The sequence below is a fragment of the Comamonas squillarum genome (genome assembly GCF_025309455.1).
Lineage (GTDB): Bacteria > Pseudomonadota > Gammaproteobacteria > Burkholderiales > Burkholderiaceae_C > Comamonas > Comamonas squillarum.
In genome coordinates, this window is record NZ_CP104377.1 from 4,391,390 (window position 1) to 4,406,992 (window position 15,603).

Below are 15,603 nucleotides of genomic sequence, written 5' to 3' on the forward strand. Positions count from 1 at the left end.
ACTTTGCAGTGCCAGCCTGTGCTGGCGCTGCAGAGTCCTTTTTTGTGGCCGTCTGCGCTATCGCTGCTGGAGCTCGTCCGCGATGCGCTGGCACCAGGCCTGGGCCTCTGCCTGCAGGCCAAAGCTGCTCAGGTGCATGGCGCGCTCGCCCCGTACACGCAGGCGCACGACATAGTAGGGCCCATCTTCGGCACTGCGCTCCAGCACGCTGGGCGGCTCGATATCAGCATAGGGAATGGCACGCGGGCGCAGCGGCAGGCGCCCATGTCGCACCAGGCAGTGCTGGCGCTGGTCAAAATGCAGCCGCAAGCAGCGCCCGCATGCCAGGCAAAGAAAGAACACCCCCAGCACCACCGGCGCCGTGATGCAGGCGGCCAGCAGCAGCAGTTGCCACCAGGGCAGGCCCCAGTGGCCATGCTGGACAAAGGGTACCGGGATCAGAAACATCGCCAGGCCCATCACCGCGACAAACAGCCGCATCGGCCAGCTGATGTGCTCCTCGTAACGGAGGCCATCGGCGCTGTCGCGGAATCCATGGGTCATGTCATGCCTTTTGCGCGGGGCGCGGATGGGGCGCTGAAGTGGAGAACCCACCAGCGGGGTCGCCAGGGAGCTGCACAGATTGGATCTGGATTCTACGGGGCGGCTACGTATTCGGAACATGGCCACGATGCCCCATGCAAAAAGTCCCGGGCCTGCATGCGATTGCAGGCCTGGGACTTTTCAGTCGCCGAAGGTGCTGGGGGCTCGTCAAGCCTCAGGCAGCTGGTACACAAAGCGGTAGGAATGCTGGCCGTTGTCGATCGTGATCTGCATGCTGCCGCGCAGGCCCTGCAGTGCATCGGTGGCCGAATCGGGTACGACGCTGATGCTTTGCGTGGACTCGCCCTGCGCCATGCTGGCGCTGTGCTGCAGCACAAAGCTGCCGCTGCGGCCATGCAGGCTGCCTTGCACGTGCTCCATCGCCACATAACCGGCCGAGCCGGCGGTCGTGCTGCGGAACGACAGCATCTCGCCCTGGCTGGTCGCCTGCAGGTCGCCGCTGAATTGCTTGTCGAGTGAGAGCCGGCCCAGGCCGGTGGCCTCGGCAACAGAGCTGAGGCCTTCGGGTTGCAGCTTGATGTCAAAGCGTCCGGTGGCGATGTGGTCCATGGCAGTGTCCTGGCAAAAATGGCATTTTCATCTATCACTGTATTTATGTACAGTCATGGGTCGTGATCGTGATCTCCAGGGTGATGAGGCTGTGCGCTTCGGGGCAACCCGTCGTTGGGACGGTGCCCCGGCGATCCTGTCCGGGCCTTAATTCTCCGAGGAGGGCTTGGCGGGCGGGTTCGGTGGCGTTTGCAGATGCTCGCTGTAGCCCTTGAGCATGTCTTGCAGCGCCTGGTCATTGCGCGTAAAGGCGCGGCAGCGAAAGCAGATCATGCGGTGCTGCCAGGCGGCGATTTTGCCGGCCGTGCCGGCCTCTTCCATTTGCCCGGAGGTAAGTTGAAAAATGTATTCACGGCATTTCATGAAGCAGTCTCTTTGTCAAACCAGTTTTGGTGCAGGCACAGCTGCAGCTGCTTGCGCGCGCGGCTCATGCACTGCCAGTAATCGGCCTTGGTGATGCCCAAGGTGCTGCAAATCTCCTCGGCCTCGCATTCCAGAAACTCCTTCATGGAAAACACCCGCGCTGGCTTGGCCGGCAGCTTGTGCACACACAGGTCGACGACGATGAAGAACTGGTCGTTTTGCAGCTGCTGCTGGGGGTTGACCCAGGTAGTGGGCGCAACGCCCTCAACCCAATGGCCCCGCTTGTCAAACAGGACTTGGTCGAGGTCGTCCTGGAAAGCCTCGTCATAGCTCACGGGCGCGCGGTATTTCTGTCGCAACCGGTCGCTGATCTTGTTGCGCAAAATGCCAAACAGGTAGCTCTTGGCCTGGGCGGCGTCAAAGCTGCTGCGGTCCAGCTGCAGCAGCGCCGCCAAGGTATCTTGCACGGCATCCTCAGCCTCTTCACGCGAGGGCAGGTGCAGCATTGCAAAGCGCAGCATGGCGCTGCGCCATTGGACGGTGATCTCTGCTGCGATGGTGTGCATACACTCCTTGGCTTATCGATGGCAACAACGGTCCAGGGACCAGCGGCCCGCCCCCTGGCTGACAATGGCGACCAGCATGATGCCCAGCATCAAGGGCACCTTGAAGCCCAGGCCGTCATCGCTGTCGATCTGGTTCCAACCGGCCCAGCCCAGGTCGAAATGCACGCTGTACACCGCCACATAGGTGATGAAGATCAGCCCCAGCGCGGCAATGCGCGATGCCAGCCCGATGATCAGCGCCACGCCCAGCACCAGCTCGGCAAGCCCTGCAATGCCCCAGTTGAGGCTGGCAGGCAGCCAGCTCACCGGAATGGGAAAGTCCAGGCCTGCAAACCAGGCCGGTGCCTCCCAGCCCGATGACAGTTTACGAAAACCCGCCAGCACAAACTCCTGCCCCACCCACAGGCGCAGCAGCAGCAGACCCAGGCCATCAATCTTCTCGCGTGCTTTCACGTGCAATGAATTCAAGGAATGCATCTTTCATATCTCCATAGTAGGGCGAGCTCCAGCGCGAGTCGCGCACAAAGGCGGTGATCAATTCCCGCCAGGCCTCGTCGCCCAGTTGCTCGCGCAGTTCCGGAAAATGCGCCTCCACCATCTGGCTGGCGCCCAGGTGGACCAGGTGGCGGTAGGCACGCATGCCGTTGTCGCTGTAACCCGCAGGCACCTGGTCGGACAGACCTCTTACATAGTCGTAGAAGTGCGCAGACATGCCAGCTCCTGGTTGATGACCTCCATACCGGGGACATCGTTGTCCCATTCCAGCAGCACGGGGGTGCCATGGCGCTCGGCAAGGCTGCGTGCGAGCTGCTGGGTGTGTGCTTCCACCGGCTGGCTGTGCGTGTCCATGAACAGGTCAAAGCGCGCATCGAACTCATGGCCCGCCACATGCATGTAGCTCACGCGGCCCATGTCCAGGCCTTGCACGAATTCGCTCGGGCTGGGGCCGCCATGGTTCTTGTGGTTGACCGACAGGTTGTTCAGGTCCAGCAGCAGATGGCAGTCCGCCTGGTCGAGGACCATGCCGAGAAAATCCGCTTCGGGCATCGCGCCCACATTGGTGTACCAGGTCGTGTTCTCGACCGCGATGCGCATGCCCAATGCATCTTGCACGACGCGGATGCGGTCGGCCACCCGGCGCGCATGTGACTCGGTAAAAGGCACGGCAAACAGGTCATAGAGCTGGAAGCTGTCGCCGCTGGCGGCCAGGTGGTCGGAGTACAGCGGGGTGCCCAGGTCATCAATCAGCTGGCGCAGATCGCGCAGAAAGGACCTGTCCAGTGGTGCGGCGCCGCCCAGATTGAGGGCCACGCCATGCAGGTTGACCGGGCGTCCCGAGTCGATCAGCGCCTGCAGCGGCGCCAGATCCCGGCGCACCCAGTTCTCGGGTGCGACCTCAAAGAAGTCGGCATGCACGGCGGACATGTCCCAGTCGAGCATTTCACGTCGAAAGCCAAGGCCAATCATGTGGTGTCCTCATTTCTGTGGAGGCACGAGTTGGCGCTTGGCCAACCCGCATCCAACGTTACTCTCCAAAGCTGTCACCCTGTGGCAAGGTGCCGGCCATGCGGGCCTGGGAAGCGGCCTCGATGACCTGGGCACGGCTCAAGCCCATGCCGGGTTGCTGGGTTTTGAACTGCGGCGCATCAAAATTGCCGTCGAAACGCAACGTGCCGTCCATGCGGGCCTGGGTGAACTGCATCCGGACCTGGTCGCGGCTGAGGCTGCTGTTGGAGGGGGCATAAGCCGGGTAGTCCGAGCCGTTGCCCACGGGGGCGGTGCTCATGGCCTGGGCGCTGCCGGCAAAGGCCAGGCTGGCGGCCAGAAGAAGACGGGTAGTGATCTTGGTAGTGGTCGACATGGTTGGAACCCTTTCTGTGGTGGGGGCGGGTGAGCGTGGAGGCTCACCCTGGTGTTGTGTGGTGTGTTACGGAGTGGGTCAGTGGGTACCCGCGCCATCCTTCTTGGAGCAGCCGCCGTCCTTCTTGGAGCAACCGCCGTCCTTCTTCGAGCAGCCGCCATCCTTCTTGGAGCAGTTGGCGTCCTTGGTGCTCGATTCCTTCTTGCCGCAGCTGCCTGCGCCGCATTTGCTGTCCTGGCTGCCAGCGGCCCAGGCGGAGGTGGCGAGGACAGCGGCGGCCAAGGTGGTGAGGGTCTTGATGTTCATGGTGTCGTTCCTGTGATGAAAGGTTGAAAGTGCACAGCACAGCGCTGCCACGTTGATGAAGTCGTTCGACCTGATCGATTCCTGACATATTTTTGAAAATATTTATCGAGACCGCCAAAAAAAGCAGGCGCAAGGCTGCGCCCGCCCTGCCAAAGTGGCCAGGGTGTGGATGTTTTCAGGGAGAGTGAGTGCTGCTGGTGCTGCGGGCTAGCAACTAGCTAGTGGCTGCAGAGCTCGCGCCCATGGCATGGAAGCGGATAGCGATGAGGCACAAGGCGTTTTTTGGAAGGCGAGCCGTAGTCATGGCCAAGGCTGACCATGCAGCGGGTCAGCAGGGCCGGCGTTCAGACTGTAGCGGGGCGCATGGCAGAGGGCGCCTGGGGCAGACCCGAGAGCGTCAGGGCTGCAGCTGCGGATCGAGCTGCAGCTGCAGCAGCGCGCCGGCGATCAGCGCATGCATGCCCTGGGCCAGATCACCTTCCATCTCGGCGGTCTCAGCCTCGTAGCTGGTGGGCACCACGCTCTCCTGGCGCGCGGCCGAGTACACCGAATCGGCAGCGGCCAGGCCGTGGAAGGCGATGGTCGCCAGCAGCCAGCGCGACTGCTCTTTGCCAATGCGGTAGGCCTGCGCCACTTCTTCCTGGTGGGTATCGATCTTCTCGAGCATCGCCGGGGTGGCGACCAGCCTGCGGATCACATAGGGCGTCACGCCCGGGTAGGTCTTGGCGAACTGGCGCACCGAATCGCTGAAGCGGACCAGGTAGTTCTGCAGGCCCTCTTGTTCGCCCACCTTGGGCAGAGAAAACTCCCAGCGCCGAAAAATCTCCTCGGCCACCATGTGCTTGAGCTCGGCCAGGCTGGGCACATGCTTGTACAGCGCCATATGCGTCACGCCCAGCGCGCTGGCCACGCCCACAAAGGTGATGTTGGGCAAGCCCATCTCGATACCTGCATCGGCGATGCGCTCTTGCGTGATCAGGCGCGGGCGCCCGCGCGGGGCTGCTTTTTTCTCAGGGTCCATGTTCTCTCCAGGTGCCAGGCCATTGTCAGCCAAACCGCTGCTGCGATAGCTGTAAAAGATGTACGGTAATTTATTAGTTTAGTATTATTAAACTAACTATTGTTCCTATTGCGTTTCGCGTTGGGGCGGGCTGTCTATCGTGTGCCCGGCGCCGACTGGACCACCAACCTCTACAACCCGGTATGGGGCCCGGCTGCCGACTTTGTCGCGCCCCACATCGATGGCGCAAGACCGCGTGCAGCTCACCTTGGGCGTGCGCCGCCAGCAGGTGGTCAGCGACAGCTACAACATCACCTCGGGCGCGCGTACCTCGCGCTATGACGAAAGCGCCACCTCGCCCGCCGCTGCGCTGCTGGTCAAGGCCAGCGACAACCTCTCGCTCTACGCCAACTACATCGAAGGACTGAGCCAGGGCGCCACCGCACCGATGACCGCCGCCAACGCCGGCGAAGTGTTTGCGCCCTGCAAGAGCAAGCAAAAGGAGATGGGCCTGAAGCTCGGCCTGGGCGACTTCGCCCACACCGTCAGCCTGTTCGAAATCACCCGGCCCAGCAGCTATACCGACCCTGTGACCAACGTCTTCTCGTTCGGCGGTGAGCAGCGCAACCGAGGCATTGAGTGGAGCTTCTTCGGCAGCGCCATGCACGGCCTGCGCCTGATGGGCGGCGTGGCCTACACTGCCCCGAAGCTGACGCAAACCGCTGGTGGCGTCAACCAAGGCAAGCTCGCCACCGGCATCCCCAAGTGGCAAGGCAAGCTGGGTGCGGAGTGGGATGTTCCTGGCGTGCAAGGCCTGGCCCTCAGCGCCAACGCCACCGCCGTGTCCCGCCAGTACATCAGCGCCGACAACAGCCTCTGGGCCGCCGGCCGCACCACCTATGACCTGGGCGCCCGCTACATCACCAAGGTGGCCGACAAACCAGTCACCTTGCGGGCATCTGTTCTGAACGCGACCAACAAGTCGTACTGGGGCATGCCCCAGCTGTCCAGCCTGGCGCTGGGCGCGCCGCGTACGTTTGCGCTGTCGGCGTCGGTGGATTTTTAATTAAGTTAGTAGCTAGCCCGCTGCAGCGCTTGCCGCTGCGGTGGGTGATGTGAGTGAGCCCAGATTGCTGCTGCCGTTGGCAGGGGGCGTCTGGGCTTTTTGTTGGGTTGGCCCGGTTTGAAGCGCGCAGATGCCGTCAACGCGAGGCACTGTGCAGACGTAAAAAAACATGCCCTCAGCATGTGTGTAGATAGAGAGAGATCAGGGGAGGGTAGACAGAAGGTCTGGTGGTGCTGGCTTGCCAAACATTGGCAGGGCAGAGCAAAGGCGTTTTCAGAGACTGGATCGCTGCGCTGCAATGGCGCTATCGAAGCCGGTGTTCATCGCAAAAAAATGCGTGGCTAGTGTGAACCATTGGCTGGCAAAAACGACTTCCGGACAGTTCCGGTAAGTCGCCCCACGATGAACCTTGGAGTAGCCGCAATTGCTACGCCATGGGTGCAGTATATGATCAATTGAGAATCATTCGCAAATAAGCTTTGGGGTTGTGGGGGGATTGGGGTGGGGTGCAGAGAGCCGATGAATCGTAAACGGCAATTCTTGGAGTTCGGGTTGGCGGAGGCCGGGAGATCTTCAAAGGGGTAGACGTTGCATCGAAGTTGGTATCGAGCTTCTGATGGCAGTGCTCAGCCATTGATCGCTGTTTTAGGCTGGATGCGGTCTATCAATTTGACTAGGCGTTATGGTCGCCATCGGGTGGTCGGCAGTCTTGCATCTCCGCCATACATGCGCCCTCGATTCATGTCCTCACTTGCTGGCGCATTAGACCGCTTGGCCACCCATGCCATATACAAGATTCCCAGAATGCAAAGAATCAGCGCCGGCCAGCCAACAACAAACACTCCCAAGACCCCTTCAAAGAAAAACAGCAGACAGATCCATAGCTGTGTAGGCCTGAACCGTCGCAGCGCTTGTTGGTGCATGCGAGCATCATCCTGCTCATCCACTCCGGAACCAGAGGGATCAAGCACTTCAGCTTCGATAAGGCCTTCACCCAAGGAAGTTTGACTGACGACTTCATCGGTCACGACAAGGAGCTTGTGCTCGTGCTCCATAGCAATAAATCCTTTCAGGTTGATGCATAAATGCGGACGCTCGGGTGGCGTGCTTGCAAGCATTCAGAGGGCGGTTTGGTTGCAGAAATAGTCCATTTCAGACTATTCCAGAACGGACTTTAACTTGTGAGCAGTTTCATGTCCATCCACCATGTACCGCTCCACCCACAATCCCAACTACCAGCTCTTACTGTCCGTTCTCACTGCCACGCGCAAGCGTATGGGCGTGTCGCAAGTGGAGCTGGCACAGCGTCTTGGTAACACGCAGACTTTTGTGTCCAAGTGCGAGCGTGGCGAGCGGCGCATTGATGCTGTGGAATTGGTGGAGTTCGCGGAGGCGCTTGGTGTGCCACCGTTGGAGGTCCTTGCGGAATACCTCGAAAGACGGGATAGCAACCTATTCGCAGCTAGCAAGAAGACGAGAAGCCGAAGCTAAAAGGGGGCAGACTACGCAGCGTTGGGTTGCGGAAAACTGCGTGTGCGAGCGAGCGTGGAGAAAGTCAGATAGCCCGGTGTATCTGGTGCCTTTGCCTGTTCTTTCCTGTTAAGGAGCAGAGATAGAGGCTCTCCTCGATTGGAGCGTAAATTCGCCGTAAACCTTCTCCCTTGAAAGCACCTCACTTATGCCTTTGTATGTGGCTCACTTCCTCATAAAGGAGGAAAACCTTTGGTTGAACAATCAACCACCGTACGAGGTTCTTCGCAGTGAAGAACATCACTTTCTCGCATTGCATATGTTCGCAGCCGGCGACCCAGAGGCGGCATACAGCCGCGCTTTGGACATGCTCCCTGGCTTGAGCGATGCGAACCACGAAGGGCCCGGCGATCGAACACATTTCGAAGCGATTGGTATCTTCGATCTCGACGAAGTGTTCGTCGCTGAGGATCTTTCAACCAACCTGAACGACATCTATGGTGTTGATATTGGGGTGTTGGACATTGAGGAACTGCTGCATAAGCGATCTAGGGCCAAGCATGAGTTGCGCCTCTTCAAATATCAGACGGGCTTAGCTGCAACCGCAGCGAGTTAGCAATCTTCCCTAAATCCGCTGGGCCATTTAGCTCGCCGCGTGCAGTATTGACGCGTATCTCTAACGCGCCCGCTACCCCCTCACCCCAGCGCCGTATCCAACACCATCATCAAAACAAACCCCACCATCAACCCCGTAGTCGCAAAAAACTCATGCCCCTTGCGGTGCGATTCCGGGATGATTTCGTGGCTGATGACGAAGAGCATGGCGCCGGCGGCGAAGCCCAGGCCCCAGGGCAGGAGCAGGGCGGAGCTGCCGATGATGGCGGCGCCGGCGACGGCGCCCAGGGGTTCGACCAGGCCGGAGGCAATGCCCAGCAGGACGGAGAAGCCTCGGCTGTAGCCGACGGCCAGCAGCGCGGCGGCAACGACAAAGCCTTCGGGCACATCCTGGATAGAGATGCCGATGGCCAGCGCATTGGCGCGCATGCCTTCATTGCCGGCGTAGCCCACGCCAATGGCCAGGCCTTCTGGCAGGTTGTGCAGGATGATTGCAAACACAAAGAGCCAGGTGCGGCGCAGCTGCTGGGCGCTGGCGCCTTCGCGGCCTTTGATGAAATGTTCGTGGGGCAGCAGGCGGTCCATGGCCAGCAGGGCCAGGCCGCCCAGCAGGATGGAGGTGCCAACCACGCCGCCGGCAGCCCAGGCGCTGCCGCCCATCAGGTTGGAGGCGCGTGCGGCATCCAATGCGGGGATGACCAGCGAGAACGCGCAGGCAGCCAGCATCACGCCGGCGCCAAATCCAAAAAGAGTGTCCCGTGTGCGTTCAGATGGGCGTTGGGCCAGCAGCACGGGCAAGGTGCCCAAGGCAGTGGCGAGGGCGGCCATGCAGCCGCCCAGCAACGCGTTGCGCACCGAGGGCTGGTTTTTCAAGCCATCCCAGATCAGTGCGGCCAGCGCAAATACCCCCAGGGCACAGATCAGCAGACCGATGCGGGTTTGCAGCTTGAGCGCCGGTTTGGGCGCAGGGCTGGCGGTGCTGCGCGATGCGTCATCGCGCGGGTCGGGCTGGTTGTCCATTTCCATCGGTTGGTTGCCTGGGGTCATGTGCGTGCTCGCGTGCTCGAAGAAGGGAGTGACTTACTTGCCCAGTGCAGCGGCGTACTTGCGGGCAACGACGCCCCAGTCCACCACATTGTAGAAAGCGGCAATGTATTCAGGGCGGCGGTTTTGGTACTTCAGGTAGTAAGCGTGCTCCCACACATCCAGGCCCAGGATGGGGGTGTTGCCCGAGCCAATGCCCTTCATCAGTGGCGAGTCCTGGTTGGCGCTGCTCTCCACCGCCAGCTTGCCTGCAGGCGTCACTGTCAGCCAGGCCCAGCCGCTGCCAAAACGGCTCAGTGCCGCCTTGGTGAACGCGTCCTTGAACGCGTCAAAGCCACCCAGGTCGGCATCGATGGCCCGGGCCACATCGCCTTGGGGCAGGCCCCCGCCGCTGGGCGACATCACTTCCCAGAACAGGCTGTGGTTGGCGTGGCCGCCGCCGTTGTTGCGCACGGGCAGGCGCAGCTTCTCGGGCAGCGATTCCACCTGGGCCACCAGCGCTTCGACGGGCAGGTTGGCAAACTCCGTGCCTTCAACCGCCGCATTGAGGTTGTTCACATAGGTCTGGTGGTGCTTGCTGTAGTGGATCTCCATCGTCTGGGCGTCAATATTGGGCTCCAGGGCATCGTAGGCATAGGCCAGCTTGGGCAGGGTGTAGGACATATCGTGTGTCAGTTGTTGAGTGGAGAACAGGGAGGTCAATGCCGGTGCGGCGGCTGTCAGTGCAGCAGCGTGCCCGGCGGCGGGTTGCCCGAAGGCATGGGAACGCTGTGGGCCTGCCGCTCCATCGCATCCTCGCGCTCGCGGGCGGCGCAGCGGTTGTGGTGCTCGGTCAATGCGGCAAAGGTGTGGTGCAGGTGCTTGCAGGCGGCCGATCGCAGATCGGCGCTGGCATGGTCGTCACGCGTCAAGGCCAGCAGCTGGTGGTGGGCGCAGTTGATGCACTCGCCGGCCGATATCGGCTGGCTCAAGGTGTTGAAGCAGTCGGCCAGGTTCAGGTGCGCGACCACAAAGGCAGCCAGGCGATCATCGGCGCAGACGCCGGCCGGTGCATCGTGGAACAGCTGGTGCGCCACGCGCAGCGCATGCTCATGCCAGGCCAGCGCTTGCTCAGGGCGGTTGTCGCGGCTGGCTTCCACGCCGGTCTGGGTCAGGCGCTCCCATTCGCGCAGCAGCAGCGGGCCCGATACGGAGGACGGAAAACGCGAGCTCATGGCAGCTCCTTGGCGGGCACGCTGGCCGCCGTCATCACCCAGGCGTGCGAGGCCTTGGCGGTTTCGGTGGGGACAAAGCCCTGGGGGTCTTCCAGCAGGCAGGTGCTGCCCAGGCGCTTGCACTGGTCATGCTCGCGCCAGTAGCCGCCGTGGCTGATGCAGCCGGTCTGGCAGATCACCAGGTTGGTGGCATGCTGGCCCAGCTCTTGCAGATAGGCATCGGGTGGTGGCGGGGGCACGGCGGCCACTTCCATCGTCGCGGCCGGGTCCACACAGCGGCGCACGGCCGTGACGGCCGCCCGGTTGGCGATGGCCGACAGGTGCACCAGGCGGTCTTCGCGCTCCCAGATGAGGGCGCTGTCGCGCATGATGACCTGAGCCCGCAGCTGGGTGACCTGGGCGCGCAGCGCCTCGACTTCCGCGCGCAGTGCATCGACCTGGGCCGTGCAGCGCGCTTGCAGTGCAGCATAGTGGCGCAGCATCACACCGTGCTCCTGCACCAACGGATGGATGTCACTGTCTGGGTTTGGCACGGTTGGCTCGCCTCCACGGGATAAACGGAAAACACTTTGCTCGGCATCAAGGCAGCGTCAAATAAAAACATAATAAATGAGAATCGTTTCTATTCGCAAACTCATTTGTATATGGCCTGCCTGCAAGCAGTGGAATAGTGCAATCGGCTGCGCGAGCCTGACGGCCAGAAGGGGACATGGCGGCAAAGTTAAAATAGCTGTATAAAAATACAGATCGGCTATCACTCACCCACACCGCATCCGACCCCCATGCTGGCCCCCCACCGCTACTACTACCTGCACAACTTCGAGCGCGCGCTGCAGTGGCTGGGGCAGCGCTATGGCGATGTGCTGGACGCGCAGGAGCAGCAGTTTCTGGCGGACTTTGCCCAGGCCCCCATGCCGTCGCAGGCGCTGATGGTGCGCATGCTGATGCGGCGCGGGCCCTGGTTCCGCGCGGACAAGCTGGTCTACGACGAGATTCCCGATGTACATGCCGCCGCGCAGCCCTTGCTGGCACTGGGCTGGATCGATGCCGATGCCGATATGGCGTTGGCCGAGCTGTTTGCGCTGCACACCAAGCCCGAGCTGCTGCAGATCTTTGCCAATGCCGGCTTGGCGCGCTCGCTGCGCAAGGCGGACATGCTGGCCCAACTTGCGCAATGGGCTCAGCAGTCTGATCCAGGTACCGAGCAAGAAGCCCAAGGGCAGCTGCAGCCCTACCACCGCTGGCATCCGCAGGCCGAACATGCCGCCTGGCGCGTCACCGTCGGCGAGCTGGCCGAGGGCCTGCGCCTGATGTTCTTTGGCAATCTGCACCAGGACTGGTCAGAGTTTGTGCTGGCCGACCTGGGCATCTTCAAATACGAGACGGTGGCCTTTGATGCGCAGTCGCGCGCCTTCCAGACCCGCGCCGATGTGCAGGGCTACCGCCAGCTGCAGCAGTGGCGCCAGGCGGTGGATGAGGACGAAGACCGCCAGGCGCTGATGGACGCGTTGACCACCTGGCGCAGTGCCAACCCCTGGCTGCAGCAGCGCCATGCCAAGGTGCTGCTGCGCCTGGGCCAGGCCTGTGAGCGCAGCCAAAGCTGGGCGCTGGCCGAGCAGGCCTATGCTGCCAGCCCCTACCCGGGCGCACGCCACCGCCGCATGCGCGTGCTCGAACGCATGGAGCGCTTTGACGAGGCCCTGGCCTTGGCCAGCGCCGCTGCGCAGCAGCCCGAGAGCGATGAGGAAAGCCAGCGCCTGGCCCGCATGCTGCCGCGCTTGCGCCGCCACCTGGGCCAGCGCAGCGCCAGCCGCCGCGCGCTCAAACCCGAGGTGGCGCAGCTGCGTGAGGATGTGGCGCTGGACCGGGTGCTGCGCATGCCACGCATGCAACACGATCTGGCGGCGATGGATGCGCTGAGCGATGCCGCAGCGTTGGAGGCCGCCTTGCGCGCTGGCGAGGCCATGAACACCGCCGAGGTCACCGAAGGCCTGCGCCTGATGCCTGTGGAATACGCCTTGCGCGACCACTGGCACCGCGACGATGCGCCGGTGTTTTATGTCGAGAACGCGCTGGTCAACTCGCTGTTTGGCCTGCTGTGCTGGCCGGCGATTTTTGCGCCTTTGCCAGGGGCGTTTTTTCATCCGTTCCAGGCGGGGCCGGCCGATGTCTATGCGCCCGATTTTGTTGCGCGGCGTGCGGCGCTGTTTGAGGCTTGTCTGGCGACCTTGGACGACGGCAGCTATGCCGAGGTAATCCGCCAGCGCTTTGCCGACAAGGCTGGCCTGCAATCGCCCTTTGTGTATTGGGGCACGTTGACGCAGGCGCTGCTGGACCATGCACTGGCCTGCATACCGGCGGCCCACCTCCAACTTCTGTTCCAGCGCCTGCTCGGCAATCTGCAGGCCAACCGCACGGGCTTTCCGGACCTGGTGCGCTTTTGGCCGCAAGAGCGGCGCTACCAGCTGGTGGAGGTCAAAGGCCCGGGCGACAAGCTGCAGGACAACCAGATCCGCTGGCTGGAGTACTGCGCCGCCCATGGCATACCCGTGGGCGTCTGCCATGTGCAGTGGCGCGAGGCGGGCGCATGAGCTACACCGTGGCGGTGCGCGCCTTGTGCGAGTTCACCGCCCGCGCGGGCGACCTGGATTTGCGCTTTACGCCTGCGCCATCGGCGCTCGAAGGCATCGAAGGCCATGGCCTGGTGCGTGCCCGCCGGGGCGCCGGCTATGAGGCAGAACTGCGCCTGGCAGGCAGCTTTGAAGACCTGCAGGTACGCGGCCGCGCCGATGGCTTTGACCCGGCTCTGGGTCAGCTCGAAGAAATCAAGACCTACCGGGGCCAGATCGACAGCGTGCGCGACAACCACCGCGCCTTGCACTGGGCGCAGGCCAAGGTCTACGGCCATCTGCTGTGCCTGGAGCGGGGCCTGCCCCGCTTGAAGGTGGCGCTGGTCTATTTCAACGTGGGCACGCAGCAGGAGACGGTGCTGGCCGAGCCGTACAGCGCCGCCGAGCTGCAGGCATTTTTTGAGCAGCAGTGCCGCTTGTTTTTGGACTGGGCGCGCAGCGAGGCCGCGCACCGCAGCGCGCGGGATGCGGCGCTGGCGGCGCTGCGCTTTCCGTTTGCGCAGTTCCGCACCGGGCAGCGGGCGCTGTCGGTGGCGGTGTACCGCACGGCCCAGGCGGGCTTGCAGGCGGGCGGCGGCAGCTGTTTGATGGCGCAGGCGCCCACCGGCATTGGCAAGACCGTGGCCACCATCTTCCCCATGCTCAAGGCCAGTGCGCAAGAGGGGTTGGACAAGCTGTTTTTTCTGACCGCCAAGACCACAGGCCACCGGCTGGCCTTGCATGCGCTGGGCCTGTTGCAGACGGCGCTGCAGGGCCAGACGGGCGCGGTGCCGCTGCGCGTGGTCGACCTGCAGGCGCGCGACAAAAGCTGCGAGCACCCGGACAAGGCCTGCCATGGCGAATCCTGCCCGCTGGCCCAGGGCTTTTACGACCGCCTGCCCGCCGCCCGCGCCCAGGCCCTGGCGCAAGAGCCGATGCTGACGCCCGACAAGGTACGTACGCTGGCGCTGCAGCACCAGGTCTGCCCCTATTACCTGACCCAGGAGCTGGCGCGCTGGAGCGATGTGGTTGTGGGCGACTACCACTACTTTTACGACAGCGCCGCGATGCTGTATGCGCTGACCCAGGCCCACCAGTGGAAGGTGGGCGTGCTGGTGGACGAGGCCCACAACCTGCTCGAACGCGCGCGCCGCATGTACACGGCCGAGCTGCCGCAGCACACCTTGGCGGCGGCGCGCAAGGCGGCGGCCGGCCCGGTCAAGAAATCGCTGGATGCCTTGAACCGGCAATGGAACGCGCTGAACAAGGCCCAGCACGAGGGCGGGCAGGACTACCAGGTCTACGCCGAGCTGCCGCCCGGCCTTCTGGGTGCCGTGCAGCGCGCCGTGGCGGCCATTGCCCAGGCCCAAGGCGACAGCCCCATGCTGCCGGGCGACGCGGTGCTGGGCTTTTACCTGGAGGCGCTGTCCTGGCTGAACCTGGCCGAGCAGCTGGGGCCGCATGCGCTGTTTGATATCAGCCTATGGGGCAGTGCATCTGCCGGCCGGCGGGGGCCGATGTCCACGCTCTGCATCCGCAATGTCGTGCCCGCGCCGCACCTGGCCGCGCGCCATAGCGCCGCCTGCGCCACGGTGCTGTTCTCCGGCACCCTGGGGCCGCAGGCCTTCTACCAGGATCTTCTGGGCCTGCCACCTGCCACGCAGTGGGTCGATGTGCCCTCGCCCTTCCTGGCCGCACAGTTGCAGGTGCAGATTGCGGGCCATATCTCCACCCGCTACCAGGACCGGGCGCAGTCGCTCGTGCCGATTGCCGAAGTGGTGGCGGCGCAGTTTGCCCGCCAGCCGGGCAACTACCTGTGCTTTTTCAGCAGCTTTGATTATTTGCAGCGCGCGGCCGAATGCATGCAGCGCCTGCAGCCGCAGCTGCCGCTGTTCTGCCAGACCTCGGCCATGGACGATGCCGGGCGCGCCGCCTTTTTGGCGCGCTTTGACGAGGCCGGGCAGGGCATTGGTCTGGCCGTGCTGGGCGGGGCGTTTTCGGAAGGGGTGGACCTGCCGGGCAACCGGCTGATTGGCGCCTTTATTGCCACCCTGGGCCTGCCCCAGGTCAACCCCGTCAACACGCATATGCAGCAGGCCATGGCCCAGCGATTTGGCGCCGCCAAGGCCTATGACTACACCTACCTCTACCCGGGGCTGCGCAAGGTGGTGCAGGCGGCCGGGCGGGTGATTCGCAGTGAGGACGACCGGGGCGTGGTGGTGCTGATCGATGACCGCTTTCACCGCGCCCAGGTGCGCGCGCTGCTGCCCAGCTGGTGGCAGCCGCAGCGGTGGTAGTGTGGGGTTTCTCAGAGGAGAGCAGGGGTTTATGTACCAA

At 63.1% G+C, this 15,603-nt stretch carries 19 protein-coding genes and 1 pseudogene; 5 read left to right on the top strand and 15 right to left on the bottom strand.

Annotated features, from left to right (window positions below; translation table 11 throughout):
- Window positions 1-57: 57 nt before the first annotated feature.
- From N4T19_RS20030 to N4T19_RS20075, 10 genes are all read right to left on the bottom strand, one after another.
- Window positions 58-543 (bottom strand): hypothetical protein, encoded by a 486-nt coding sequence (locus tag N4T19_RS20030; RefSeq protein WP_260718851.1) that lies wholly within the window; start codon window positions 541-543, stop codon window positions 58-60.
- Between the two features lie 207 nt (window positions 544-750).
- Complete coding sequence (locus tag N4T19_RS20035) at window positions 751-1,152, bottom strand: DUF3224 domain-containing protein (RefSeq protein WP_116927737.1); 402 nt, start codon at window positions 1,150-1,152, stop codon at window positions 751-753.
- 147 nt (window positions 1,153-1,299) lie between these two features.
- Window positions 1,300-1,515, bottom strand: coding sequence for a hypothetical protein (locus N4T19_RS20040; protein ID WP_133248232.1), 216 nt, complete (start codon window positions 1,513-1,515; stop codon window positions 1,300-1,302).
- Window positions 1,512-2,081, bottom strand: a complete 570-nt coding sequence (locus N4T19_RS20045; protein ID WP_182344970.1) for a sigma-70 family RNA polymerase sigma factor — start codon at window positions 2,079-2,081, stop codon at window positions 1,512-1,514. Before N4T19_RS20045 ends, N4T19_RS20040 begins: the two co-directional genes overlap by 4 nt.
- A 12-nt stretch (window positions 2,082-2,093) precedes the next feature.
- Window positions 2,094-2,549 carry a DoxX family protein gene (locus N4T19_RS20050; RefSeq protein ID WP_243419454.1) on the bottom strand — a complete coding sequence of 152 codons (456 nt, stop codon included), beginning with the start codon at window positions 2,547-2,549 and terminating at the stop codon, window positions 2,094-2,096.
- Window positions 2,512-2,793: an HvfC/BufC family peptide modification chaperone gene (locus N4T19_RS20055; protein WP_182344972.1), complete on the bottom strand. Its 282-nt coding sequence runs from the start codon at window positions 2,791-2,793 to the stop codon at window positions 2,512-2,514. The genes N4T19_RS20050 and N4T19_RS20055 overlap by 38 nt, the downstream gene beginning before the upstream one ends.
- Window positions 2,766-3,548 (bottom strand): multinuclear nonheme iron-dependent oxidase, encoded by a 783-nt coding sequence (locus N4T19_RS20060; RefSeq protein WP_182344973.1) that lies wholly within the window; start codon window positions 3,546-3,548, stop codon window positions 2,766-2,768. Before N4T19_RS20060 ends, N4T19_RS20055 begins: the two co-directional genes overlap by 28 nt.
- Window positions 3,549-3,606: 58 nt before the next feature.
- On the bottom strand, window positions 3,607-3,942 hold the full coding sequence (locus N4T19_RS20065; protein WP_116927742.1) for a DUF4148 domain-containing protein: 336 nt from the start codon (window positions 3,940-3,942) through the stop codon (window positions 3,607-3,609).
- A gap of 78 nt (window positions 3,943-4,020) precedes the next feature.
- Window positions 4,021-4,248: a hypothetical protein gene (locus N4T19_RS20070; RefSeq protein WP_116927743.1), complete on the bottom strand. Its 228-nt coding sequence runs from the start codon at window positions 4,246-4,248 to the stop codon at window positions 4,021-4,023.
- Between the two features lie 397 nt (window positions 4,249-4,645).
- Window positions 4,646-5,269 carry a TetR/AcrR family transcriptional regulator gene (locus tag N4T19_RS20075; RefSeq protein ID WP_027011382.1) on the bottom strand — a complete coding sequence of 208 codons (624 nt, stop codon included), beginning with the start codon at window positions 5,267-5,269 and terminating at the stop codon, window positions 4,646-4,648.
- 147 nt (window positions 5,270-5,416) lie between these two features.
- On the opposite strand from N4T19_RS20075, the pseudogene N4T19_RS20080 reads away from it, so the two are divergent.
- A pseudogene (locus tag N4T19_RS20080) lies at window positions 5,417-6,314 on the top strand (TonB-dependent receptor); the annotation flags it as partial.
- Between the two features lie 680 nt (window positions 6,315-6,994).
- Here N4T19_RS20080 and N4T19_RS20085 read toward each other — a convergent pair.
- Window positions 6,995-7,432 (bottom strand): hypothetical protein, encoded by a 438-nt coding sequence (locus N4T19_RS20085; RefSeq protein ID WP_133248237.1) that lies wholly within the window; start codon window positions 7,430-7,432, stop codon window positions 6,995-6,997.
- 88 nt (window positions 7,433-7,520) lie between these two features.
- Here N4T19_RS20085 and N4T19_RS20090 point away from each other — a divergent pair, with 88 nt between their 5' ends.
- Together N4T19_RS20090 and N4T19_RS20095 are read left to right on the top strand one after the other, a co-directional pair.
- Window positions 7,521-7,805 (top strand): helix-turn-helix domain-containing protein, encoded by a 285-nt coding sequence (locus tag N4T19_RS20090; protein WP_182344975.1) that lies wholly within the window; start codon window positions 7,521-7,523, stop codon window positions 7,803-7,805.
- Between the two features lie 187 nt (window positions 7,806-7,992).
- The gene (locus N4T19_RS20095; protein ID WP_260718852.1) at window positions 7,993-8,400 is read left to right on the top strand and encodes a hypothetical protein; all 408 of its coding nucleotides are present in this window, start codon (window positions 7,993-7,995) and stop codon (window positions 8,398-8,400) included.
- 80 nt (window positions 8,401-8,480) lie between these two features.
- Here N4T19_RS20095 and N4T19_RS20100 read toward each other — a convergent pair whose 3' ends face one another.
- Genes N4T19_RS20100 through N4T19_RS20115 form a run of 4 tightly spaced genes read right to left on the bottom strand, consistent with a single transcriptional unit; the run spans window position 8,481 to window position 11,139 of the window.
- Complete coding sequence (locus N4T19_RS20100; RefSeq protein ID WP_116924881.1) at window positions 8,481-9,419, bottom strand: ZIP family metal transporter; 939 nt, start codon at window positions 9,417-9,419, stop codon at window positions 8,481-8,483.
- Between the two features lie 60 nt (window positions 9,420-9,479).
- On the bottom strand, window positions 9,480-10,106 hold the full coding sequence (locus tag N4T19_RS20105; protein WP_260718853.1) for a superoxide dismutase: 627 nt from the start codon (window positions 10,104-10,106) through the stop codon (window positions 9,480-9,482).
- A gap of 56 nt (window positions 10,107-10,162) precedes the next feature.
- Window positions 10,163-10,657, bottom strand: coding sequence for a hypothetical protein (locus N4T19_RS20110; RefSeq protein ID WP_021028932.1), 495 nt, complete (start codon window positions 10,655-10,657; stop codon window positions 10,163-10,165).
- Window positions 10,654-11,139, bottom strand: a complete 486-nt coding sequence (locus tag N4T19_RS20115) for a hypothetical protein (RefSeq protein WP_409935212.1) — start codon at window positions 11,137-11,139, stop codon at window positions 10,654-10,656. Before N4T19_RS20115 ends, N4T19_RS20110 begins: the two co-directional genes overlap by 4 nt.
- 300 nt (window positions 11,140-11,439) lie before the next feature.
- Here N4T19_RS20115 and N4T19_RS20120 point away from each other — a divergent pair, with 300 nt between their 5' ends.
- Together N4T19_RS20120 and N4T19_RS20125 are read left to right on the top strand one after the other, a co-directional pair.
- Entirely contained in the window at window positions 11,440-13,248 is a 1,809-nt protein-coding gene (locus N4T19_RS20120) for a VRR-NUC domain-containing protein (RefSeq protein WP_260718854.1), read from the top strand.
- A complete protein-coding gene (locus tag N4T19_RS20125) occupies window positions 13,245-15,563 on the top strand; it encodes an ATP-dependent DNA helicase (RefSeq protein WP_260718855.1) in 2,319 nt (772 codons plus the stop codon). Before N4T19_RS20120 ends, N4T19_RS20125 begins: the two co-directional genes overlap by 4 nt.
- The last annotated feature ends 40 nt before the right edge of the window (window positions 15,564-15,603 follow it).